Here is a 22170-nt window from a genome sequence, read left to right on the forward strand (position 1 = left end):
TAACATTGGTTGCTTTCAAAATCTTTAACTATATGCTAAATTAATATAACAATCTTCCATTTTTTTAAGAGGCAGTTTTTGAAGCGTTATTCAACTTTCAATGTGGATTTGTCAGAAAATGTTGCTTACAACGATCCGGCTTTTCCTGCGTATATTACAAGCGGATTTTTATCTTGCTATCCTGATTTAAAAGGCTGCACTCACTGGCACGAGGACTGGGAATTTATAATTGTTCTTGACGGTCTTGAAACTTACAACGTGAATGGAAATTTAATTGAAATTGAAGCTGGAGACGCAATCTTTGTAAACAGCCGGCAAGTTCACTACGGATTTTCAGCGGACCGAAAAGACTGCGAGTTTATCTGCATTTTGCTGAATCCTTCGTTGCTTTGCTCCAATAAAGATTTTGATGAAAAATTTGTAAAGCCGTTTACGTACAATGCAAATTATCCATTTATAAAGCTGAGCCGGAAAATTCAATGGCAAAATAAAATTATAAAACTTCTGAAAGAAATTCATTTAAAGAAAGAAACAAAGACTTGGCAATTTATAACGCAGCGGAATTTTTTCAGCATATTCGAGCTAATCTATTCCAACGTGGACATAAAATCTGAAACTTCAGCACAAAATTCAGTCGGACTGAACGCTTTAAAGCTGATGATGGTTTTTATTCAGGACAATTATAAGAAGAAAATTTCACTTGAAGATATTGCTTCCGCCGGATTCTGCTGCAAAAGCAAATGCTCTTCAATTTTCAGCCAGTATTTAAAAGAATCGCCAATAATTTATCTTATAAAATACAGGCTTAAAATCAGCACCGAGCTTCTTTGCAAAACTGACATTCCGATTACAGAAATTGCCTACGAATGCGGATTTTCTGGAACAAGCTACTTTTGCGAAACTTTTCACAAATATTACAAGACAACGCCGCTTGATTTTAGAAAGGATTCCGCGCAGATTTCCTAGAATTTCCTGAAAAACTTACTTTGTTAAAAATTTTAACATTGCATATTTAAACCTTGACAAATTTTCCATGTGAACATAAGATATTAATATGGACTTAAGAACTGTATTAACACCTGACACAGTAGACCTTCATTTAAAGGGAACTACAAAAGAAGAAATTATTGACGAGCTTCTCGATATTCTCGTGAAAGCCGGGAAAGTAACAGATAAAGCAGTTGCAAAGGAGTGTGTTCTTGACCGTGAGCGCAAAATGTCTACCGGTATGAAACATGGAATTGCAATTCCGCATGGAAAAACTGACACAGTTTCTGACTTGGTTGCTTGTATTGGAGTTTCAGACAATCCTGTTGATTTTGACAGCTTGGATCAGGAACCTTGCCGCATATTTATTATGACATTGTCGCCTGTAAACAAAACTGGTCCGCATCTTCAGTTCCTTGCTGAAGTCAGCCTTTTGTTTAAATCTGCCGACAAGCGCGCTCAGATTCTGAATACTCAGGACAAAGCGGAAGTTATAAAGATTTTAACTGAATAGTTTGTTTTATTCTATTATTTCTATAGAAGCTCTTGCTAAATGCAGGGGCTTTTTTGTTTTCCATTAAATTTCATTTTACGCAGAAAAACAAAGGCTCATCAAAAAGAAAATACTTGACATTTTGTCTTTTTTTGTCATAATAAAATAAAATTCATAGAAGAGGTAATTATGGCTGAAAAATACGCATTTTTGTTTCCGGGACAAGGCGCACAAGCTCCAGGAATGGTAAAAGATGTTGCTGAATCTTTTCCTTCAGCAAAGAAAGTTATTGATGATGTTTCTTCCATTGTAAATTTAGATATGGCAAAACTTTTGTGGGAATCAGATGCGGCAGAACTCAGCCGTTCTGACAACAGCCAGATTGCCATAACAGCGGCTTCTCTTGCTTTGATGGCTGCTTTAAAAGATAAAAATATTGAGCCTTCTGCGGCAATGGGATTCAGCCTTGGAGAATTTCCGGCTCTTTATGCGGCAGGAGTTTTGTCATTTGAAGATGTTGTAAAAGTTGTACGCCAGCGCGGACTTATTATGCAGAAAGTATGCGAAGAAATCGCGGCAAAAAACGAAGGTCATGCGCCTGGAATGACAGCAGTTCTTGGTCTTTCTCCTGAAAAAGTAAAGGAAATTGCTTCCGGCATAAAGGATGCTTATGCGGCAAACATGAACAGTGTAAAGCAAACTGTTGTGAGCGGAACTTTTGATGCTCTTGCTGCTGTTGAAAAAGCTGCTTCTGAAGCTGGCGCGCGCCGTGCAGTCCGCTTAAAGGTTGCAGGACCTTTCCATTCGCCTTTGATGCAGGATGCCGCTGTGGAATTTGAAAAAGCTATTGCGGATGTTAAGTTCAACGACCCAAAAATCAAGCTGTTTTCAAATGTAACAGGAAAAGAATGTGTTTCCGGCGAGGAAGCAAAAAAATCCGCAGTTCTTCATCTTACAAATCCAGTTCTTTGGACAGACGAGGAAGATTGCCTTGCTTCTGTTATGAAAGCTGATGGTTTTGACAAATGGGCTGCTCTTGAAGTTGGTCCTGGAAAAGTTCTTTCTGGACTTTGGGGAAATACTGACTACAACGCTTCGATTTCAGTTTTGCCAGTTAACACAGCTGAATCTGTAAATAATCTTTAAAGTTGGAGAAAATATGCTTCTAAAAAACAAAAAAGCTTTGGTTACTGGTTCTTCACGCGGAATCGGACGCAAGATTGTTGAAGTTTTTCTTGCAAATGGATGCGAAGTCTGGGGAATGTGCACAAAGGAATCCGCAGGAAAAGCTGAGCTTGAAAAACTTGCCGCGGAAAACGGAACTGCTTTCCATGAATTTTATGCAGACGCAGGAAACGCGGAAGTTCTTACAGCGGCTGTAAAAAATGCTCTTGGCGAGTCCGGCGGTTTTGATGTTCTTGTAAACAACGCAGGAATTACACGCGACACTTTGAGCTTTAGAATGAAAAAGGAAGACTGGGATTCAGTTCTTGCTGTAAACCTTACTTCAGCTTTTCTTGTTTGCCAGATTGTTTCAAATGATATGATTCACAAAAAATCAGGTTCTATAATCAACATGGCTTCAATTGTTGGAATTCATGGTGGAGCTGGTCAGGTGAATTATTCAGCAAGCAAAGGCGGACTCATTGCGTTTTCAAAATCGCTTGCAAAGGAAGTTGGAAGCCGCGGTGTTCGTGTAAACTGCATTGCTCCTGGATTCATCGAAACAGACATGACAAATGCTGTAAAAGAAGAAATCCGCAAGGCATGGGTTGAAGGAATTCCTTTAAAGAGAGCCGGAAAACCTGAAGACGTTGCAAATGCGGCGTTGTTCCTTGCTTCTGACTTGAGCCTTTATGTAACTGCTCAGGTTATTGGCGTTGACGGTGGAATGGGAGCTTAAGCCTTTCATTTATAAATCTACTATATTAATAAATTTATTTTATGGAGAAAATTATGCGCAAAGTTGTTGTAACAGGACTTGGATGTGTTTCGCCAATCGGAAACAGCGTTGAGGAAACTTGGGCTTCTATAAGAGCTGGAAAAAGCGGAATCGCAACTATTACACATTATGATGCTTCTGCTTTTAAAGTAAAATACGCTGCGGAAGTAAAGAATTTTGAAGCTGACAAATACATGGATCCTCAGTCGGCACGCAAAATGGCAAGATTTTCAAAATATGCTGTAGCCGCTGCGAAAATGGCTTTGGACGATTCAAATCTTACAGACAACAAGGAAGCCTTGGACAATGCCGCTGTTTACCTCGGTGTTGGAATTGGCGGACTTGAAATTACAGAATCAAGCATGAAAAGCTATTTTGATTCTGGATTTAAGCGTATGCCTCCAATGACAATTCCTCAGCTTATTCCGAATGAAGCAGCTGCAAACATAAGCATAAAATTTGGACTTCACGGAGTTGCTCATACAATCGCCACAGCTTGTGCTTCTGGTTCAGATGCTCTTGGACAGGCTTTGGACAATATCCGCGCAGGAAGAAGCGACATTGTTCTTGCTGGTGGAGCTGAATCTACACAGAACGGATTTGCAAACTTGGGATTTACAGTTCTTCAGGCTTTGAGCTCAAAATGGGCAGATGATCCTTCAAAAGCTTGCCGTCCGTTTGACAAGCAGCGCGACGGATTCGTTATGGGCGAAGGCGCGACAATTCTTGTTCTTGAGGAATACGAACACGCAAAAGCCCGCGGTGCAAAAATCTATGCTGAATTTGCTGGCTATGGCGCAACTTGCGATGGCTATCATCTTACAGCTCCTAATCCAGATGGAATTATGGGCGCACGCGCAATGACTTTGGCAATGAAGGATGCCGGCGTAAAACCAGAAGATGTTACATATTATAATGCGCATGGAACTTCAACTCACTTGAATGATTCTGGCGAAACTGCAATGCTTCACATGGCATTTGGTGAGGCTGCAAAGAAACTTCACATTTCTTCAACAAAGAGTATGCACGGACATTGTCTTGGCGATGCCGGCGCGCTTGAAGCCATGATTTGTGTAAAGGCAATTCAGGAAGGATATATTCCTCCGACAATCAACCTTGATGAAGTTGATGTTGAAGGCGGATGCGACCTTGACTACACACCGAACAAGGGAATCGACATGAACATTGATGTTGCTATGAGCGGAAACTTCGGATTCGGCGGACACAACGGAATTGTTGTATTCAAAAAAGTCAGCGAGTAAAATTATGGAAAGATTTACTGATATAGAAAGCCTTCTTCCGCACAGAAAACCGTTTTTGTTTGTGGATTCAATTGAAAGCTATGATGAAAAAGGCTGCGTCTGCACAAGAAAATTTACAGATGAGGACTTTTTCTTTAAAGGACATTTTCCGCAGTATCCTGTTGTTCCGGGTGTAATTCTTATTGAAACTATGGCGCAGGGAGGAGGAGCTGCATTGAGCTTGCAGAAAACTTTCGCTGAAGGCAGTTTGTTTTTCCTTGCTACAGTTGACAAAGTAAAATTCCGCAATCAGGTTCGTCCGGGAGACACTGTAAGAATGGAAGTTACAAACTTGCGTGTAAGCCCAAAAATGGTAAAGCAGTCGGGCAAAGCTTTTGTAGGCGATGTTCTTTGCGCTGAAGCTGAATGGATGTGCCTTGTAGGTTCTGCAAATTAAACAGATTTAGTTGATTTTGTTCTTTTAGCCGTTGTCTTTTTGGCAGCGGCTTTTTTTGTTTGCTGAGGATTTTTTGAAGGACGTCCGCCTTTTTTTCCATTTGCGCGGGAAGCGGCGGCTTTTTTTTCGGACTTTATTTTTCCAAGGGTTTTTCCGGCATTTGAAACAGGCAGAGGAATTTCCTGCGTCTGCCAAAGCTTAAGGTTTTTCTTTCCTTCATTTTTTAAAAAAGCGATTTGCTGAATTGAGCTGTATGCGGAATCCAAACGGGCTTTTAAATTTGCGCAGAAAATTTTTTCCGTGGAATCTTCAATCCGCTCTTCAAACTGATCTATTAAACTTAAAATTTCATTTGCGGCAGTTGCGGCTTCTTTTGCGAAAGTTTCAATGTCGATTTCTTTTGTGGAATTGCTTCTGAATTTTTTTAACGCTTCTATAATCAGCTTGTCGCTTGGCTTTAATTCAACCGGGTCATCTTTAAATTCCGCGGCAAGAAGAAAAAGCGAGATGTTTGAGTCAAGCATATTCAGGTCGAATATTTGCGCTGAGTCCGGTTTTGCAGAAAGCTGAAGCTCTTCGATTTTTCGCTCTACGGATTTTTGAAGCTCGATGATTTCCTTTTTTTCTATAGTCATTCTGCTGCTAGTATAGATTAGGTTTTTGCGAAAGTCTATTACCCGTTGAAAAACAAGGGGATTTCTGCTAAAATCAGAATATGAGTACAAGATGTTTTACAATGTTAAAGCCTGGTGTTTTGAATCGCAGGCTCGTGGGCGAAGTTGTTAGCCGCCTTGAAAAAAAAGGTCTTAAATTGATCGGACTTAAGCTTATGAATATAAGCCAGGATCTTGCTTCCCAGCATTACGCAGAGCACAAAGGAAAAGCTTTTTATGATCCGCTTCTTGATTACATAACAAGCGGTCCTGTTGTTGCGATGGTTTGGCAGGGCGACGACTGCGTTACTTTGGTTAGAAAAATTACTGGCGCAACAAATCCTGCAGAAGCGGCTCCGGGAACTATCCGTGGAGATTTCTGCTGCCATACTTCTCATAACATAATCCATGCTTCAGACAGCGACGAAAGCGCAGAAAGAGAAATCGCGTTGTTTTTCAAGACGGAAGAACTTGTTGACTGGGAAGATCAGGCTGGAATCTGGTACTAATCTTTTCTATAAAAATTATAAGGCATTGCATAGGCATTTTGTCGCATTGCAGTGCCTTTTTTGTTTTTCTCTTAGGTTGATTTTTTTGCATTGAGGAATTGTTTTTTCTGTAGTAATATTGAGCTAGCTGCAAATTAGGTTGAAGAGTAAAATTCAGTCAGCTTTGTCAGGGAATTTGATATGGAAATTTTTGAAGTTGGTATAATTGGAGCGGGTGCCTGGGGAACTGCTTTGGGAACTGCGATTGCGCGCGGCGGACATAAAGTTCAGCTTTGGGCAATGGAAGAGGACGTTGTTGAGTCTATAAATAATCAGCATGAAAATAAACGGTATCTTCCGGGATATGCGCTTGAACCTTCAATGACTGCAAGTTCTGACATAAAGCTTGTTGCTTCTGGAAAGCAGTTTTTGATTATGGGAAGTCCTTCGCTTTATCTTGCTTCTACAATAAAAAAATTTACTGATGTTCCTAACATTGCGGACGGCTCTACAATAATCGGCGCGCTGACAAAAGGCTTTGTTCCTTCTGAATCTGGAAATCCTGAATTTGTTTTGGACACAATGGAAGAAGCGCTTCCTGAATGCTATAAAAATGCCACAGTTTATATTGCCGGCCCTAGCCACGCTGAGGAAGTTGCGCTTGGAAAAATAACCGGACTCATTGCGGCGAGCCAGCATCACAGAAATGCGGTTCGTATGCGGGATCTTTTGCGTGTAAAAGGAATCATGGCTTATGCTTCTTTTGATACAATTGGTGTTCAGGTTTGCGCGGCTGCTAAAAATGTAATTGCTGTTGTTTACGGCGCAATGGATGCTCTTGCTGAAAACAGCCCTATTTTTGGAGACAACACAGAAAGTCTTTTGATGGCGGCGGGACTTAATGAAATTCAGACACTTGGTTTTGCAATGGGTGCAACTCATGCGGCCACATTCACTTCAATCAGCGGAGTCGGAGATTTGGATGTAACTTGCAAGTCGAAATACGGACGCAACAGAAGATTCGGGCAGGACTTGATAAAAACCGGAATGCTGGATCAGTTTAAAAATCTTGATGACTTGATTGCGAATGTAAAGAAAGTCGGATATTTGCCGGAAGGTGCGATTGCCTGCAAATACGTGCATAAAATCATGGAGCAGAAAAATCTTAAGCTTCCTATTTGCAATGCCTTGTACAAAGTTCTTAACAAGGAAATCAATGCGGAAGAATGTCTTAAAGAACTTTTGCTTAACAGATAGCATATTTCAAAAACGGAGTAAAAAATGCTTGAAAAAATAACAGGAACTTTCAGCGGAATAATCCGCACTTTGAGCGGAAAATCTTCAATTACAGAAAAAAACATAGAGGAAACCGTAGAGCAGATAAAAATGGCTCTTTTGGAAGCGGACGTGAATTTGCGTGTTGTCCGCCGTTTTGTAAACAGCACAATTGAAGAAGCGAAGGGAGAAAAAGTTTTAAAGGCTGTAGATCCGGGCCAGCAGTTTGTAAAAATCATTTACGACAAGCTTGTTGCGATGCTCGGCGATAAAAAAACTGATCTTGCGTTAAAAGGACCTGACACTCAGTCTGTAATTCTTTTGCTTGGTCTTCAGGGCGCGGGAAAAACAACTGCGGCGCATAAACTTGCGGCTCGTCTTAAAAAAGATGGAAGGCGGCCTTTGCTTGTTGCCTGCGACTTGATTCGTCCGGCGGCGGTTGAGCAGCTTTGTGTTCTTGGCGAGAAAATCGGAGTTCCTGTTTACAAAGAAGACTCAAAAGATGCTGTAAAAGTTGCGGAGCATTCAGTTGATTTTGCAAAGAAAAACGGACTTGATACAATAATTGTGGACACAGCCGGACGCCTTCAGATTGATGAAGACATGATGGCGGAACTTGTTTCTATAAAAAAGAAGCTTAATCCTGTAGAAACTGTTCTTGTCGCTGATTCCATGACTGGTCAGAATGCTGTTGATATTGCAAAAAGTTTTGATGAGCAGCTTGGACTGACCGGCGTTATTCTTACAAAGTTTGATTCAGATGCACGTGGCGGCGCGGCTCTTTCTTTAAAGTCGATTACGCAGAAACCGATTCTCTTTATCGGCACTGGCGAAAAAACAGAAGACTTTGAGCCTTTCCATCCAGACAGAATTGCAAGCAGAATTCTTGGAATGGGCGATGTTGTTTCACTTGTTGAAAAAGCTCAGGAAACTGTGGATCAGGAAGCCGCTCTTAAAATGCAGAAAAAAATGCAGCGCAATGAATTTACGTTGCAGGATATGCTTGAGCAGCTTGAGCAAGTTGAAAAAATGGGAAGCATAAAATCGCTTCTTGACATGATGCCTGGACTTTCCGGACAAATTAGCGAAGAGCAAATCAACAAGGCTGGAATGAAGCATCAGAAAGCTATTATTCAAAGCATGACATATAAAGAGAGAATGAACCATTTAATTATCGGTCCTACACGCCGCAAAAGAATTGCAAAGGGAAGCGGAACAAGTGTTCAGGAAGTTAACAAGCTTATAAAGCAGTTCGAAAAAACAAAGCTTACAATGAAAAAACTTGCACGTAACCGCGGTGTGCAGGCAAAGCTTATGCAGCAAATGGGAGCTATGGGAATGGGCGGTTCTATGCCAAATCTTCCGAAAGGATTTAATATGCCAGGCGGATTTAAGTTCTAGTCCAGGACAATCAGAGATGCTGTTTTTCCATCGGGAGTGTAGCATTTCTGAGGATTTCCTGAGTCTGGAAAAGAATTTATTCCAGTGTAAAAGGCGTATTCATATTTTCCAGGTGGAAGCGGAATTTCAAACTGATAAATTCCCGGTGCAACTTCGCTCATCTGATAAATCCAGCTGTCCCAGTTTGTAAAGTTTCCGCCCACACGGATTTTTTGCCCTGATTTTCCTTTGTAGACAAAGCGTATTTTTCCGCCGCTGATTTTTTCAGTTACCTGCGGAATTTCACGAGACGCATTAAAATGTGAAAGCACAAGATTTGTTTCTCTGTTGAAAACCGTTTCATTATTGAGCGGATCAACTGTCCAAAGTCCGTCTATAATCAGCCTGTAATTTATTTCAAGAACATTTTTTGGAACTTTCAAAATGTAAAAATAAATAGAGCCGGCTTCTTTGTATTCCATGTCGATGAATTTTTTTATTTTGAATGAATGAATTGTTTTGAATCCTTCAAAGTCGAATGCGATTCCGATGTGGCGCGCGTTGCTTTTTGATGTGAAAATTGCGTAGTCGCCCTTGAGATATGGAGAGCCAACATCTTGAATTGTGTTCACGAGTTCGGCGTAGTCAAGTTCTTCGTCCGTGAGCATGACTTTTGATTCCGCAGAAAAAATTTCCGCAGAAGATAAAAAAAGAAAAACTGAAAAAATAGCGCAAAGTATTTTCTTCATATATGTATTTTCGGAATTTTTTATTTTAAAGTTGAATTCTATTTTCTTGCTGAAACTTTGAGGATTTCCGCGGATTTCAATTTTCTAAACTTGGCGGATTTGTGTGCCGATATTAGACTTGAAACCATGTCGCTTTGAGGAGTATAATTTTTAACCATGCCAGGACTAAAGCAGCTGCAGCAGTTTAATTCGGATATATTGAATCTCGGTGATGAAGTAAAAATCCGGGCTGCCCGCGGAGAAAAACCAGTAACAGTAAAAATCCCCAAAGATGTCGCAGACATAGATGATTCTGAAGATTTTGTAAACGGACTTCCAGCTCTTTCAGAAGAAGATCAGGCGCAAGCTGCCGCGGCCGCAGAAGAACGCAAACGTGAAGCAAACGATTTTTCTGACTTCATGGACAATGATGATTCTGAATCTAGTTCTGAGCAAAAGCCAGCTGCAAATGAGGATGAAGCAGTTCCTGATGTTTCAGATCTTTTGCCTTCCGCCGGAGACATGGATTTATCTGACCTTGATTTGTCTGAATTTGAAGATGAAAAAGAGCCGGAACCTGAACCAGAGCCAGAAGAAATTGGAATTGAAGACATGGACTTGGAATCTCTTCTTGCATCCAGCCCGGAACCTCAAGCGCAAGACGAGCCGCAAGTTTCCAATGATGAAAAAAATAATGAAAGTGAAGAATCTGTAAATCCTGATATTTTTAACCTGGATTCTTTGGATGCTGATTCTGCTCCAAAAAATTCTATTCCAGCTTCAGAACCGGACGGAACTGCTTTTGACGAGTCGCTTTTTGATATGCCGTCCGAGAATGATTCAGCTCAGGAAAATGTTCTGCCGGATCTTGACACCGATTCTCTTGCAAATTCTTTGAGCGGAATTGGTGAAATGGATTTTCCTTCCGCGGAAAATAAATCGGAAGGCGCAGAAAAATCTTCGACAGAAAATTCCGCAGATGAAAATTCGTTTGATTTGGATTCGCTTAATCTTGACGGCTTGAACGACGAAAATTCTTCTGAGCCAAAAACAGAAAATTTTGATGCGCCTCAAGAAAATATTTCAGAGCCTCCTGCGGAAAATGCGGAAACTAAAGCCGATGATTTTTCTGACATTGATTTGCCGGATTTTGATATGCCGTCGGACAATTCGGATTCCTTGCCTGATTTTAACGAAGAACTTTCTGTTCCGAATTTTAACCAGCCGGAAAATGAAGAAAAAGCTACAGAGCAAAATGATTCTGCTCCAACCCAAACTGACGGCGAACTTTTTTCCCCGGAAATGGATGTTCCGGAAGATGAGCCAGTTGAAACTTTTGACACAAGCGACATAAACGACCTTGACTTTTCAAATCAGGAAGACAGCGGATTTGAGCTTGGCGGAGTTGATTCTGACGGCGATGACGAATTTCATATTCCGGGATTTTCCGACATTGCGACTGCCGACCTTACAAAAAAGCCTGATGTTGCGACTGCTGATTTTTCCAATGCCGCGGAAGCCAAAGAAACTGAAAAGCCAAAAAATACTTTTACAGATGCGGAATACAAAAGATTCCAGAAAAATCTTGCGACTTATCCGCTGAATGTAAGAATTGCGCTTGAAGATTTTGTTGTAAAAAATGAATTTACAGACGACGCAATTTTTTCAGTTCTTGAAAAAGTTTTAAGAAAAGCTCCTGCCCGGCAAGTTGCTTCTGAGCTGGAAAAACTTCTTGATATTTCGCTTGATGTTCCGCGTGATTTTGAACGCCGTTCTGCCGCTGAATATGAAGCCTACAAAAAATCAATTGAATATCAGCTGAAAAACAGAATAATTCCTAGCGCGATTTTTACAACTGCCGCTGCGATTCTTGTTTTCTGTATTTTTACGCTTACAAACAATTTTATTTACAAGCCGGCAAGAGCGAGCAGCCTTTACAAGCAAGGCTATGCGCTTTTGCAGGACAATCAGTATCCGCAGTCTGAAAAAAAATTCAATCAGGCTTTGACATATAAACCTGTAAAAAAATGGTTTTTCCGTTTTGCCCAAGGCTACAGAAATCACAGGCAGTACGACCGTTCCAGAATGATGTACCGCGCAATTCTTCAGCGTTACAACCATGACAAAAAAGCCGGACTTGAATGGGCGGACATGGAAACTTCAGACTTGTACAATTATGAGGAAGGCGAGCGGATTTTAAAGCGTGAAGTTCTTGACTATCACATAAATGATTCCGACGCTTTGCTTGCTTTGGGCGACTTGTATCTTGAATGGGCTTCGGACAGAAATGCTGAAAAATTTCCTTTGGCAAAAGAGCAGTACGATTTGCTAACTCAGCTTTACGGAATCAACGACCTTTATCTTTCGCGCCAGATGAGATATTTTATCCGCACAGATAATTTGCGCCAAGTTCTTATGTACAAGAATATTTTGATGGGCAAGAAAAATGCGATTTCTTCAAAGGACTTGATTGAACTTAGCGGATATATGCTCGACAAGCGTTATGGAAAGCTTCGTCCGTCAGAAGAAAATTTAAGATTTTCTATAGAAGATGTCAGAAAACTTTTGGAAACTGCGCTGAAATCTGCGCCGGAAAATTCTGTTGCGCTTTACAACATGGGTCGTTATTTTGTTGAAACTAAAAGCGGACGCAATGCTGCAAAACTTCTTGAAGCTTCAATAAATTCTTTTGAAAATCAGCCAAAGAGAAACCGCAAGGACACTTACAAATATATAAACGCAGTCAGATTGCTGGGCGAAGAAATGCGGAATCAGCGTGAATATCTTACTGCAGAAGAATTGTACGGAAAGGGAATTGAAATTTTTGAGCATGAGCGGGATTCCAGCGGATTTGAAAGCGATGAAAATGTTGGAACCTTGTATTCTGACCTAGCGGATTTGGATTATTTTATTTCCGGGGACAATGCTGCTGCCTTAAAAAATTATCAGAACGCGGTGAACAACAAGCACGACACTTCTTCTGTTCGCTACAGAATTGGATATATTCAGTACCAAAATAGAAACTATCCTGCCGCTTTGGGTTCGTTTATAAAAAGCCAGGACACGAATGAAAACGACACTCATCTTTTACTTGCCCTTGCAAACACTTTGAATTTGAGTGGAGACAATTATATTGCGCGCGGATATTATGAAAGGCTTCTTTCTATTCTTGATGTTGAACGTGAAAAATACGGCGTTGTGCTTCCGCAGATTCGCGATGACCATGCTGATATTGTTGACACTTACATGAAGGCTTCTAATAATCTTGGAGTTACGCTTTCAAGAATTGCGTCGGCAACAGGAAACAGCTCATTGAATGCAAAATCGATTGTATGCTTGCAGGAAAGTCTTAGAGCGTGGGACACAATGACAAGAAACCAGACAACAATGATAAGGCTTGACGGTTCAAATCTTGCCGAGCAAAACATAAAATATATAACGCGTCCTGTTTCTGGATATGAGCCTGAAATCTATACAGAAATTCCGCGGCTTTTAAATGGAGAGGAAGGACTGGAATAATTATGATGGCTCTTTTCTCAAAAAAATACAGCGGAATAATTTCTCGTCAGAAAATAATTGGAATCTTAAAAGAGCTTTTCAGAAAGTCGATTCATCTGTGCAGCGCGTTTGTTCCGTGTTTCCTTTGGATTGCGTACAAGCCGACTATTGCGTGCCTTTTTGCGCTGGTTGTTTTTTATTCTGTTGCGGAAATTTTGCGCCTGAATGGAAAAGAAGTTTTTTTGATTTCCGCCGTAACAGAAGCCGCCGCTAGAAAACGCGATGAAAACAAATTCGTTCTAGGTCCTGTAACGCTGGTTTTGGGAATTATTTCAAGCGCAATTCTATGGGAAAAACTTCCTGCTGCAATTGGAATTTACGCTCTCGCCTTTGGAGACGGTCTTGCAAGTCTTGCTGGAAAACTTTTTGGAAGAATTCAGATTCCGTTTACAGAAGGAAAAACTGTCGCCGGAAGCCTCACTTGTTTTACCGCGATTTTTATTTCTTGCTACTTGGCTTGCTTTTTTATGTTTCAAGGTCAGGCGGACATAACAAAAGTTTCGCTCATAGTTGCAGGAGCCGGAATGCTAATTGAAATTCTTCCGCTAAAGGATTTTGACAATCTTTTTATTCCGATTTTGCTCGGCGGATTGGCGCAGTATTTGCTTTGCTAGTTCCAAGTATTTTCCAAATAGTGAACGGTCTTTAAATAAAGAACGCATCCTGAAACATAAAGAATAATCGCAATGAAAAATTCAAGCCAGCAGTCTGTGTTGCATAAAAGACCGTAGCCTGCCGCAAGAATTACAACGCCCAATGCTTTTATGTAAATCCCTTTTATTCCTTTTGTGTATGCTTCTACCAGAACTGAAAAAATTGTTACTACAACAATAAAAACTCTTATGACCGCGAAAAATTTTCTAAAGCCCCAAAGAACCGTGCAAGTAGAAATTGTTATTGTTGTGTCCATCGGATAAAAAAATCCGAATGCGCAAGTTGAAGCAAGCAAAATAAAAATGTTCCGTTCCGCATTTTGAAGTTCTTCCGCGGAAGAAAAAACTGCCGCAAAGAAAAGGCTCATCGGCGCAAGAAATCTTCCGGCTGCAACAATCCGTCCGATGTAAATTAAAAAAAGCGAATTCGTTTTCCAGAATCCAAAAAGCGGCAAAAGAATTCTCGCGCTTTCTGTAACGCAACTGATTATAAATCCGGAAAAAAATAAAATTTCAAGTGAAGGAGTTTTTTCAAATCCTTTAAAAATTGCAATTGAAAGTGCCGGAGCTGAAAGGCTGAATGTGATTATTGCTGCCAGCGATGAATTAAAATTGTACGGACACAATCCGCCTTTTGGAATGAGGACGAACGGCCGCATCGGATTTATCGGCGGAACTATTGATTTTGCCGCAGCCGCAATGCAAAGAACTGTAATATTGAACAAAAAAATTATCACGCTGAATATAAATAAAAAAAGAAAAATTCTGTTCTTGTTTTTTAAAGTCATGCCTAAAGAATACTCCAGCGGTTTCTTTTTATCAAGGGAAGCAGTTTTTTCTTTCAGCGGAAATCTTTTCTAAAGATTTATTTTTGCTTGCCGAAAATTTACTTGTGGGAACTTCCAGCATTTTCTTGCGAAGTTTTTTCCGGGAGGAATAAAATGAAAAAGATTTTAGTTTGCGCATTTTCTGTTTTTTTTGCCGTGTGCAGTGCATTTGCAGGAGACGCCGCTTCTTTTGACGATATAGGTTTTTCTGAAGACGGAAAATATTATCTTTTTGGCCAGTACGGAAAAACAGACAAAACTTACGAGCCTTGGGCGGAAATTTTCACAGTTGATGTCGCCGCGAATGATTTTGTAAAAGGCGAAGTTTTCAAGTCAAAAGATTCCTCGGACATTTCAGGAAAAACTGCTTATGAAAATTTAAAGGCAAAATGCAACTGGAAAATTTCAAAGTACAATGCAAAGCCAGCCGGAGTCGGAACACTTTTGTATTTGCGCGAGTCAGAAACAAAATCTCCTACAGAAGAAATCGTGTTCAAGGATTTTGAAGGAATATCTGATGTTTCTGGAATTCTTTATCATGTGCGCCTTGTTCCGTCTTTTAACGGAAGCGGAAAAAACTGCCGGTCAAAATTTTTTATTGAAGTTCTAAAAAAAGATTCTTATGGAAACACAGTTTCTTCTTTTGCTGTTGGAACTCCTGACTTTGAGCGCAAGGGGATCACGGCGTATCAGATTGAAAGAATTTTTGCAGACAAATCAGGAAAAAGCCTTGTCTTTGTTGTAAAGAAAACCCTTGAAGATGACACAGGAACTTCAATCAGATACATGGTTGAAACTTACCGAATAAAATAATTTTCCTTATTCATAAACCTCCTTCGTTTTTGGCCTTCTGTTTTTTCAGAAGGTCGTTTTTTTTCTTTTATTTTTTTCATTGTAGCAAACTTGCAAAAATGCTAAACTTTTCAAAAATCGAACAGAGGAAGTCAAAATGATAAAGAAAAACAAAAATTACACAAATCTTGCAAAGGGCTATCTTTTCCCGGAAATTGCAAAAAGACGCAAGGCGTTTCAGGCTCAGCATCCAGAAGCAAAAATAATCAGCCTTGGAATTGGAAACACAACCGAGCCGCTCGCTCCTCACATTGTTGAAGGAATGAAAAATTTTGTGGAAGCTCTTGGCACAAAAGAAGGCTACGAAGGTTATCAGGATGACAGCGCAGGAATGCCAAAACTTCGCGAGCGCATTTCTCAGGCAATTTATAACGGCGAAATCAAGCCAACTGAAATTTTTGTTTCGGATGGAGCAAAGTGCGATCTTGGACGGCTTCAGGCAATGTTTGGCGCGGATGTGAATGTTGCGGTTCAAGATCCTTCTTATCCAGTTTATGTTGACGGAACTGTAATGGCTGGAGCGGGCGGAAAAGAGCCTGTTACAGAAAACGGATTCAAGGACATAACTTATATGCCGTGTCTTCCTGAAAATGGATTTTTCCCGGATTTGTCTGTTGTAAAAAAAGACAGCCTGATTTATATATGCTCGCCGAACAATCCTACTGGCGCAGTTGCAACAAAAGAAAATCTTACAGAGCTTGTGAAGTTTGCAAAAGCGAATGGATGCGTTGTTCTTTTTGACGCGGCGTATTCAGCATTTATCCGTGACAAAAATCTTCCGAAGTCAATTTATGAAATCGAAGGCGCAAAGGACTGTGCAATTGAAATGCAGTCATTTTCAAAGCCGGCAGGATTCACTGGAGTTCGCCTTGGATGGTGCGTAGTTCCAGAAAATTTAAAATTTGATGACGGCTCAAAAATCGCAGACGCTTGGGCGCGCATAACAAACACTGCATTTAACGGAGCAAGCAATATTGCACAGGCTGGAGGATTTGCCGCCTTGGATGAAACCGGCCTTAAAGAAATGCAGGAAACAATAAGCTATTATCTTGAAAACGCCGCATTGATTCGTTCTGCTTTGGAAAGTGAAAATTTCAAGGCGATGGGCGTTGAAGTTTATTCCGGCGGAAACGCTCCTTACGTTTGGGCAAAATTTCCAGGAAAGAAAAGCTGGGACGTGTTCGACCAAATTCTTAGCCAGTGCAATGTAGTTGTAACTCCGGGCGCAGGATTCGGACCGAGCGGCGAAAGTTTTATCCGCTTCAGTTCATTCGGACACCGCGAAAATATTCAGGAAGCCTGCGAAAGACTCAAGTCATTTAAAATGTAGCTAAAAAAAATCTGCTGCTTTTTCTGCGGCAGGTTTTACAAAAATTGAATCTGCATATTTTTTCGAGGTAAAAATGTTATCTGAACGATTAGAAAATCTTCATCCTTATGTTCCGGGCGAGCAGCCAAAAGACAGAATTTATATAAAGCTGAACGCGAATGAAAATCCGTATCCGCCGAGCAAGAACGTTGCAAAAGCTGTAAAAAAAGCCGCGTCTTGCCACCGTGAAAAACTTGGACTTTATCCAGACCCGGATTCCGTTGAGCTTAGGACTGCGATTGCCGATATGCTGAATTCCACGGGCGGAGTTCTTTGCAATTCTCAGAATGCAAAAAAAGAACTTGGATTTAAAATAACGCCGCAAATGATTTTCTGCGGAAACGGAAGCGATGAAGTTCTTTCGTTTATTTTTTATACATTTTTTGGAAGCAAATGCCCGCTTGTTCTTCCCGAATTCACTTACAGTTTTTATCCCGTTTACTGCGGATTCTATAACATTCCGATGAAAAAAATTCCGCTCAAAAATGACTGGAGCTTGAATACGGATAAAATGCTTTCCGAGTCTGAAAAAAACAACAGCCCGATAATTTTTGCAAATCCAAACGCTCCAACAGGAATTGCCTTGAAGCGCGCGGAAGTTGAATCTCTCCTGAAAAAAATTCCTTCGGAACGGATTCTTGTTGTGGACGAAGCTTATGCGGATTTTGGCGAAGAAAGCTGCCTTTCACTTTTAAAGGATTACAAAAATCTTGTCATCGTGCGCACGTTCAGCAAAAGTTTTTCGCTTGCAGGAATGAGGCTTGGTTTTTCCATTGCGAATCCTGAACTTATAAATTCAGTTTTTACAGTAAAAAATTCATTCAATCATTTTCCTGTTGATTTTCTTGCGCAGACAGCAGGAAAAGCCGCTTGTAAAAATTATTCTTATTATGAAGAAAATGCAAAAAAAATTGTGAATGAAAGAAATCTTTTAACTGAATTTTTGCGTTCAAAAAATTGGTTTGTGATTGAAAGCAAGACAAATTTTATTTTTGCAAAAAAAGACGGAATGAGCGGAACTTCAATTTACGAAGCTGTAAAAAAAGCTGGAATTCTTATCCGCCATTTTGACACGCCGGGCATCGAGGATTTTGTGCGCATAACGATTGGAACGAAAAATCAGATGGACAAGCTTAAAAAAATTCTTGCTGAAATTTAAACTGAAATTGTTCGGAGGCATTAAAATGAAATTTTTAGTAATATCAGATTTGCACGGAAATTTGGATGTTCTTGATAAAATGGATGAAATTTTCAAGCAGGCGGACGGCGTTATTTTTGCAGGCGACTTTGCGAAATTTGGCAACGAGGAAACTGGACTTCCGGCTCTTGAAAAACTTTGCTCCAAGCACGATACAATTTTTTCTGTAATCGGAAACTGCGACAATCCTTCATTTATTGAAGAAACTGAAAAGCATGATATTTCCGTGGAAAAGCAGCTTGTGATGTACGAAGGTCTTGCGTTTGCAGGAAGCGGCGGCGGAAGCAAATTCACCGGCACAACTCCGAATGAAAAATCAGAAGAAGAACTTATGGCGGACTTTAAAATTATTACGGAGCAAGGCGAGCAGGAATGGAGCAACTTGATTGCGGTAAGCCACAATCCTCCAAAGAATACAGACTGCGATAAAATTTCAAGTGGCGTTCATGTTGGAAGCGAGCTTTTTACGCAGTTCATTGAGCAGTACAAGCCGCTTGCAGTTATTACAGGACACATCCACGAAAGCGCAGGAATCTGCAAAGTTGGAACTACAACTGTCATAAATCCCGGCGCGCTTCTTGAAGGAAAATATGCCTGGCTTGAAGTTGCAAAAGAAAACGGCGAATGGAAAGTTGTTTCCGCTGAATTAAAGTCGCTTTAAAATTTCAGGCTGAAAAAATCCGCATTGAAACTTGTTTTGTTTTCTATATAATTTCAGTGTGGACAAAAAATATTATTCAAATGAAAACTCAGCTCCTTCAATTGATTCCGCTTTTTATTATGACGGAAACGATCTTGGCTTAACCTTGAACGGAACTTCTGCAAGTTTTAAATGTTGGGCACCGACTGCTGACAACGTGCGCCTTTTGCTGTTTAAAGATTCAGCTGCAAAAAAATTGTGCGCCGCAAAGCAAATGGAACGCAAGGAAAAAGGCGTTTGGTTTTTCAGCGGCTCTTATGAAGGCTGCTCTTATTATCAGTATGAAATTTCTTTTGGCGAGGAAGTTTATAAAGTTGCTGACATTTGGCACACGGTTGCCGGCCCGGATTCTGTTGCATCGCAAATCGCAGTCATCGAAAAATCAGAATATGAAAATCCATTTAAAGAAACTGATTATTCAAAAGCTGTAATTTACGAAATGCACATCCGGGACTGGAGCCGCGCTGTAAATCCTGCTTCAACTGGAAAATTTCTTGAAGTTGCTGACCCAAAAATAATTTCGCATTTGAAAGAGCTTGGCGTAACTCATGTTCAGATTCTTCCGATGTTCGATTATGCGCAAAAAAATTCAGACCTTTCATACAACTGGGGCTACAATCCTTTTCACTTCAATGTTCCAGAAGGCCGCTATGTTTCTCAAGGATACACTGACGGAATTCAGGCCGTAAAAGAAATGCAGCAAATGGTAAAGTCGTTCCATGACGCTGGAATCGCCGTGATAATGGATGTCGTTTACAATCACACTGACGGCACGCAAAATAATTCGCTTTATGATATGACCGTTCCAAAATATTTTTACAGGCTTAATTCTGAAGGCGGATATTCCAACGGTTCAGGCTGCGGAAACGAAATCGCCACAAATCATAAAATGGTAAAAAAATATGTTATTGACTCTCTCAAGCACTGGATGAAAGATTTTCACATAAACGGATTCCGCTTTGATCTTATGGGAGTTCAGGAACAGGAAACTATGTCGGAAATTTTTTACGAGCTGAAAAAAATTGATCCGTGCGTAATGGTTTACGGCGAGCCTTGGACCGGCGGAGAATGCGCTGTAAAAAACGGTTGCTCTGCTTCTGTTGCTTGCGGAAAAAATTGCGGAGTCGGCGCGTTCAATGATGATTTTAGAGACGCAATAAAAGGAAGCGAATTCGGCGGATTTGCAAAAGGCCAGGTTCAGGGAAACTTCTGCGATTCAGAAATTGAAAAAGGACTTCTTGGCGCGACTGGAAAAAACAACAGAAATCCAAGCGGAATTCCAAACCTTTCAATTCATTACGTTGAATGCCATGACAATTACACTTTGTTCGACAAGCTTGCAATTTCGTATCTTGAAAAAACTTCTTATTCGGGAAATCTTTTTGAGGCAATCGGAAACGTTGGGCTTGAAAAAGTTAAAAGACAGGACATTCTTGCGGCGGCGTATATTATTCTTGCACAGGGAACGCCTTTTATAAATGGCGGTCAAGAATTTCTTCGCACAAAGCAAGGAAATGAAAATAGCTACAATTCAAGCGATGAAATAAATCAAATCAGCTTGGAATTTAAAACACGTTATTCTGATGTCTTTAACGCATACAAAGGACTTATTGCTTTCCGCAGGAAAAAACCTGACTCGTTTGGCTCAAAAACTGATTGCTTGGCAAAGACAATTTCCCCGGGACTTACAAAATACACTGCCGGAAACTTCTGCATATATTTTAACGCTACAGATTCTTCTGCAAAAATTGATTCAGCCGGATTTGCAAATTCCATAGAAGTTTTAAGCGGAAAACCGGAGCAAAAAGATTTTATTCCAGACACTGTGGATGCAAAAAGTTTTGTGATTTTAAAGAAACTTGATTGATAATCTGCTAGGCTCAAAATATTAGGTCGAATGTCGAGTTTTATGATTTCTTGAAATTTCTAGTCATTATCGGGCTTGACCCTGCGATGTTTCTGAAAGAAACTCGGTTGATAATCTATTGCACTTTTTTTGCAAGATTGCCGTGTCAGGCTCAAAATGTTCAAAAACCGGCAAAGCCAGGCTTCATTTGTTCCAGTTATTTTCCAAACCGCCTGATGAATTCCTTTTTGTCGTTGATGCCGGTTTTTTCGTAGATGCTTGAGATATAGTTTTCCACGGCGCGCTGTCTTATCTGCAGTTTTTCGGCAATCTGCGTGTTGGAGAAATTTTGCAGAATCAAGGCCATCACCTGCTTTTCTCTTTGCGTAAGCGCGTCTGTAAACGAATTGAATTCTACAAGATTTTCCCGCAATTCTTTTTGTACAAAAGTTCTTCCGCTGAAAGCGTTGTCCATGCATTCTATGAGCTCGTCCGACGGCGCGTTTTTTGAAACATAGCCCGAAGCTCCGTTTTGAATTGCAGTCTGGACCATTCCTGCCGAAAAGAACATTGAGTACACTATGATTTTTAGTTCCGGATAAAGCGAGTGAAGCTCTGCGATAAAGTCAAAGCCCGCGTCGTCGCCAGAAAAATTAAGGTCGGAAATCACAAGGTCAGGAAGCGTGTTTCCGCCCGACAAAAGCGAAAGCTCAGAAAGCGCCTGTTCAGGCTCGCCGGCATTACCTTTGCAAACCCAGCCAGATTTTTTTTCGATGTAGGAAATCGTGCCGATGCGCAAAAGCTCGTGGTCGTCAACAATGTAAAATGTTTTCGCCATTTTTCACACCTCCACCGTTATCTGCGTTCCAAAATCCGGCGCGGAAGAGAACGTCACTTTTCCATTTAGAAGCCTTGCCCTCTCGCAGATATTGCGGACTCCAAAATGGGATTCCTTGGACTTCTCAAAAACGGCACAGTTTATCTCTTTTACAAGCTCCCCGTCCATTCCGCAGCCGTCGTCGGAAATTATGATTTTAAAATGGCTTCCTGGATTTTTTGCGGCCATCGCCAGCGCCGGAAATGCCTTTTTCAATGTCGCTTTTTGTCCGGCGTTTTCAACAGACCAGGACTCCGGTGCGCTTCTCTTAAAAAACACCGTGACTTCGTTCGCGCCCGCGTGATTTTTTATATTCTGCAGCGCTTCCTGCACAATCCGGTAAACATTCAAGAGCCCGTCGCCATTCAAGCAGGAAAAATCAACACCGTTTTCCGCAATCAGACGGAACTGGAAAGCGTCTCCGAAAATCTTTTTTGCAAAGACATTCACCAAAGAAAGCAGATTGTCTTTTGTAATGCTCGGCGGAGTCAGGTTGTAGCAGAGATTTCTGATTTCCTCAATGTTCTGATTTTGCGTTTCAATAATCTTAGCCGCCGTGCCTTTGTCGTAAATATTTTCCGCAAGAAGAGAAACATACCGCAAATTCTGCGCGACGCTGTCGTGGAGCTCCCGGCTGATTCTTTTG

Annotated in this window: 21 protein-coding genes; 16 read left to right on the forward strand and 5 right to left on the reverse strand. The window is 40.8% G+C overall.

Annotated features, from left to right (window positions below):
* Nucleotides 1–78 precede the first annotated feature (78 nt).
* The 6 genes from Q0H92_RS02790 (at nt 79) to fabZ (ending at nt 5120) form a co-directional block, all read left to right on the forward strand.
* The gene (locus tag Q0H92_RS02790; protein WP_296011629.1) at nt 79–966 is read left to right on the forward strand and encodes an AraC family transcriptional regulator; all 888 of its coding nucleotides are present in this window, start codon (nt 79–81) and stop codon (nt 964–966) included.
* A gap of 88 nt (nt 967–1054) precedes the next feature.
* Complete coding sequence (locus Q0H92_RS02795) at nt 1055–1501, forward strand: PTS sugar transporter subunit IIA (RefSeq protein WP_013700664.1); 447 nt, start codon at nt 1055–1057, stop codon at nt 1499–1501.
* 168 nt (nt 1502–1669) lie between these two features.
* The gene (locus Q0H92_RS02800) at nt 1670–2626 is read left to right on the forward strand and encodes an ACP S-malonyltransferase (protein WP_296011632.1); all 957 of its coding nucleotides are present in this window, start codon (nt 1670–1672) and stop codon (nt 2624–2626) included.
* Nucleotides 2627–2639: 13 nt separating this feature from the next.
* A complete protein-coding gene (fabG, locus tag Q0H92_RS02805; RefSeq protein WP_294424088.1) occupies nt 2640–3383 on the forward strand; it encodes a 3-oxoacyl-[acyl-carrier-protein] reductase in 744 nt (247 codons plus the stop codon).
* A 53-nt stretch (nt 3384–3436) separates the two neighbouring features.
* Nucleotides 3437–4684 carry a beta-ketoacyl-ACP synthase II gene (fabF, locus tag Q0H92_RS02810; RefSeq protein ID WP_288604890.1) on the forward strand — a complete coding sequence of 416 codons (1248 nt, stop codon included), beginning with the start codon at nt 3437–3439 and terminating at the stop codon, nt 4682–4684.
* A gap of 4 nt (nt 4685–4688) precedes the next feature.
* Nucleotides 4689–5120, forward strand: coding sequence for a 3-hydroxyacyl-ACP dehydratase FabZ (fabZ, locus tag Q0H92_RS02815; protein ID WP_013700668.1), 432 nt, complete (start codon nt 4689–4691; stop codon nt 5118–5120).
* On the opposite strand, the gene Q0H92_RS02820 is transcribed toward fabZ, so the two are convergent.
* A complete protein-coding gene (locus tag Q0H92_RS02820) occupies nt 5117–5755 on the reverse strand; it encodes a hypothetical protein (RefSeq protein WP_296011636.1) in 639 nt (212 codons plus the stop codon). The genes fabZ and Q0H92_RS02820 overlap by 4 nt on opposite strands.
* An 80-nt stretch (nt 5756–5835) precedes the next feature.
* On the opposite strand from Q0H92_RS02820, the gene ndk reads away from it, so the two are divergent.
* From ndk to ffh, 3 genes are all read left to right on the forward strand, one after another.
* Complete coding sequence (ndk, locus tag Q0H92_RS02825; RefSeq protein WP_296011640.1) at nt 5836–6282, forward strand: nucleoside-diphosphate kinase; 447 nt, start codon at nt 5836–5838, stop codon at nt 6280–6282.
* Between the two features lie 180 nt (nt 6283–6462).
* Nucleotides 6463–7518 carry an NAD(P)H-dependent glycerol-3-phosphate dehydrogenase gene (locus Q0H92_RS02830; protein WP_296011643.1) on the forward strand — a complete coding sequence of 352 codons (1056 nt, stop codon included), beginning with the start codon at nt 6463–6465 and terminating at the stop codon, nt 7516–7518.
* A 24-nt stretch (nt 7519–7542) separates the two neighbouring features.
* Entirely contained in the window at nt 7543–8937 is a 1395-nt protein-coding gene (gene ffh / locus Q0H92_RS02835) for a signal recognition particle protein (protein WP_296011646.1), read from the forward strand.
* Here the strand turns inward: ffh and Q0H92_RS02840 are convergent.
* Nucleotides 8934–9665 (reverse strand): glycogen-binding domain-containing protein, encoded by a 732-nt coding sequence (locus Q0H92_RS02840; RefSeq protein WP_296011649.1) that lies wholly within the window; start codon nt 9663–9665, stop codon nt 8934–8936. The genes ffh and Q0H92_RS02840 overlap by 4 nt on opposite strands.
* 156 nt (nt 9666–9821) lie before the next feature.
* On the opposite strand from Q0H92_RS02840, the gene Q0H92_RS02845 reads away from it, so the two are divergent.
* Both Q0H92_RS02845 and Q0H92_RS02850 read left to right on the forward strand, forming a co-directional pair.
* The gene (locus tag Q0H92_RS02845; RefSeq protein ID WP_296011652.1) at nt 9822–13163 is read left to right on the forward strand and encodes a hypothetical protein; all 3342 of its coding nucleotides are present in this window, start codon (nt 9822–9824) and stop codon (nt 13161–13163) included.
* Between the two features lie 2 nt (nt 13164–13165).
* Nucleotides 13166–13816, forward strand: a complete 651-nt coding sequence (locus Q0H92_RS02850) for a phosphatidate cytidylyltransferase (RefSeq protein WP_296011655.1) — start codon at nt 13166–13168, stop codon at nt 13814–13816.
* On the opposite strand, the gene Q0H92_RS02855 is transcribed toward Q0H92_RS02850, so the two are convergent.
* Nucleotides 13813–14643: a hypothetical protein gene (locus Q0H92_RS02855; protein ID WP_296011659.1), complete on the reverse strand. Its 831-nt coding sequence runs from the start codon at nt 14641–14643 to the stop codon at nt 13813–13815. The two genes, Q0H92_RS02850 and Q0H92_RS02855, sit on opposite strands and share 4 nt — an antisense overlap.
* Before the next feature lie 153 nt (nt 14644–14796).
* Here Q0H92_RS02855 and Q0H92_RS02860 point away from each other — a divergent pair, with 153 nt between their 5' ends.
* From Q0H92_RS02860 to Q0H92_RS02880, 5 genes are all read left to right on the forward strand, one after another.
* Complete coding sequence (locus tag Q0H92_RS02860) at nt 14797–15495, forward strand: DUF2259 domain-containing protein (protein WP_296011662.1); 699 nt, start codon at nt 14797–14799, stop codon at nt 15493–15495.
* A gap of 136 nt (nt 15496–15631) precedes the next feature.
* Nucleotides 15632–16864 carry an LL-diaminopimelate aminotransferase gene (locus Q0H92_RS02865; protein WP_296011664.1) on the forward strand — a complete coding sequence of 411 codons (1233 nt, stop codon included), beginning with the start codon at nt 15632–15634 and terminating at the stop codon, nt 16862–16864.
* 73 nt (nt 16865–16937) lie between these two features.
* Entirely contained in the window at nt 16938–18062 is a 1125-nt protein-coding gene (gene hisC, locus Q0H92_RS02870) for a histidinol-phosphate transaminase (RefSeq protein WP_296011667.1), read from the forward strand.
* Nucleotides 18063–18087: 25 nt separating this feature from the next.
* Nucleotides 18088–18762, forward strand: a complete 675-nt coding sequence (locus Q0H92_RS02875; protein ID WP_296011671.1) for a metallophosphoesterase — start codon at nt 18088–18090, stop codon at nt 18760–18762.
* 58 nt (nt 18763–18820) lie between these two features.
* On the forward strand, nt 18821–20668 hold the full coding sequence (locus Q0H92_RS02880; RefSeq protein WP_296011674.1) for an alpha-amylase family glycosyl hydrolase: 1848 nt from the start codon (nt 18821–18823) through the stop codon (nt 20666–20668).
* A 196-nt stretch (nt 20669–20864) separates the two neighbouring features.
* Here the strand turns inward: Q0H92_RS02880 and Q0H92_RS02885 are convergent, their stop codons facing one another.
* Together Q0H92_RS02885 and Q0H92_RS02890 are read right to left on the reverse strand one after the other, a co-directional pair.
* Complete coding sequence (locus tag Q0H92_RS02885; protein WP_296011676.1) at nt 20865–21485, reverse strand: response regulator transcription factor; 621 nt, start codon at nt 21483–21485, stop codon at nt 20865–20867.
* A gap of 3 nt (nt 21486–21488) precedes the next feature.
* The coding region (locus Q0H92_RS02890) for an ATP-binding protein (RefSeq protein ID WP_296011679.1) at nt 21489–22170 on the reverse strand (682 nt) is incomplete at its 5' end.

This window comes from uncultured Treponema sp., assembly GCF_934725225.1.
Taxonomy (GTDB): domain Bacteria; phylum Spirochaetota; class Spirochaetia; order Treponematales; family Treponemataceae; genus Treponema_D.

Excerpts from the sequence above, each read along its gene's own strand:
- Q0H92_RS02800 (WP_296011632.1), top strand. The coding sequence starts at position 1,670 with ATGGCTGAAAAATACGCATTTTTGTTTCCGGGACAAGGCGCACAAGCT.
- fabG (WP_294424088.1), top strand. The coding sequence starts at position 2,640 with ATGCTTCTAAAAAACAAAAAAGCTTTGGTTACTGGTTCTTCACGCGGA.
- Q0H92_RS02875 (WP_296011671.1), top strand. The coding sequence starts at position 18,088 with ATGAAATTTTTAGTAATATCAGATTTGCACGGAAATTTGGATGTTCTT.
- Q0H92_RS02885 (WP_296011676.1), bottom strand. The coding sequence starts at position 21,485 with ATGGCGAAAACATTTTACATTGTTGACGACCACGAGCTTTTGCGCATC.
- ffh (WP_296011646.1), top strand. The coding sequence starts at position 7,543 with ATGCTTGAAAAAATAACAGGAACTTTCAGCGGAATAATCCGCACTTTG.
- Q0H92_RS02850 (WP_296011655.1), top strand. The coding sequence starts at position 13,166 with ATGATGGCTCTTTTCTCAAAAAAATACAGCGGAATAATTTCTCGTCAG.
- Q0H92_RS02865 (WP_296011664.1), top strand. The coding sequence starts at position 15,632 with ATGATAAAGAAAAACAAAAATTACACAAATCTTGCAAAGGGCTATCTT.
- Q0H92_RS02830 (WP_296011643.1), top strand. The coding sequence starts at position 6,463 with ATGGAAATTTTTGAAGTTGGTATAATTGGAGCGGGTGCCTGGGGAACT.
- Q0H92_RS02820 (WP_296011636.1), bottom strand. The coding sequence starts at position 5,755 with ATGACTATAGAAAAAAAGGAAATCATCGAGCTTCAAAAATCCGTAGAG.
- Q0H92_RS02795 (WP_013700664.1), top strand. The coding sequence starts at position 1,055 with ATGGACTTAAGAACTGTATTAACACCTGACACAGTAGACCTTCATTTA.
- Q0H92_RS02860 (WP_296011662.1), top strand. The coding sequence starts at position 14,797 with ATGAAAAAGATTTTAGTTTGCGCATTTTCTGTTTTTTTTGCCGTGTGC.
- fabF (WP_288604890.1), top strand. The coding sequence starts at position 3,437 with ATGCGCAAAGTTGTTGTAACAGGACTTGGATGTGTTTCGCCAATCGGA.
- Q0H92_RS02845 (WP_296011652.1), top strand. The coding sequence starts at position 9,822 with ATGCCAGGACTAAAGCAGCTGCAGCAGTTTAATTCGGATATATTGAAT.
- fabZ (WP_013700668.1), top strand. The coding sequence starts at position 4,689 with ATGGAAAGATTTACTGATATAGAAAGCCTTCTTCCGCACAGAAAACCG.
- Q0H92_RS02840 (WP_296011649.1), bottom strand. The coding sequence starts at position 9,665 with ATGAAGAAAATACTTTGCGCTATTTTTTCAGTTTTTCTTTTTTTATCT.
- hisC (WP_296011667.1), top strand. The coding sequence starts at position 16,938 with ATGTTATCTGAACGATTAGAAAATCTTCATCCTTATGTTCCGGGCGAG.
- Q0H92_RS02855 (WP_296011659.1), bottom strand. The coding sequence starts at position 14,643 with ATGACTTTAAAAAACAAGAACAGAATTTTTCTTTTTTTATTTATATTC.
- ndk (WP_296011640.1), top strand. The coding sequence starts at position 5,836 with ATGAGTACAAGATGTTTTACAATGTTAAAGCCTGGTGTTTTGAATCGC.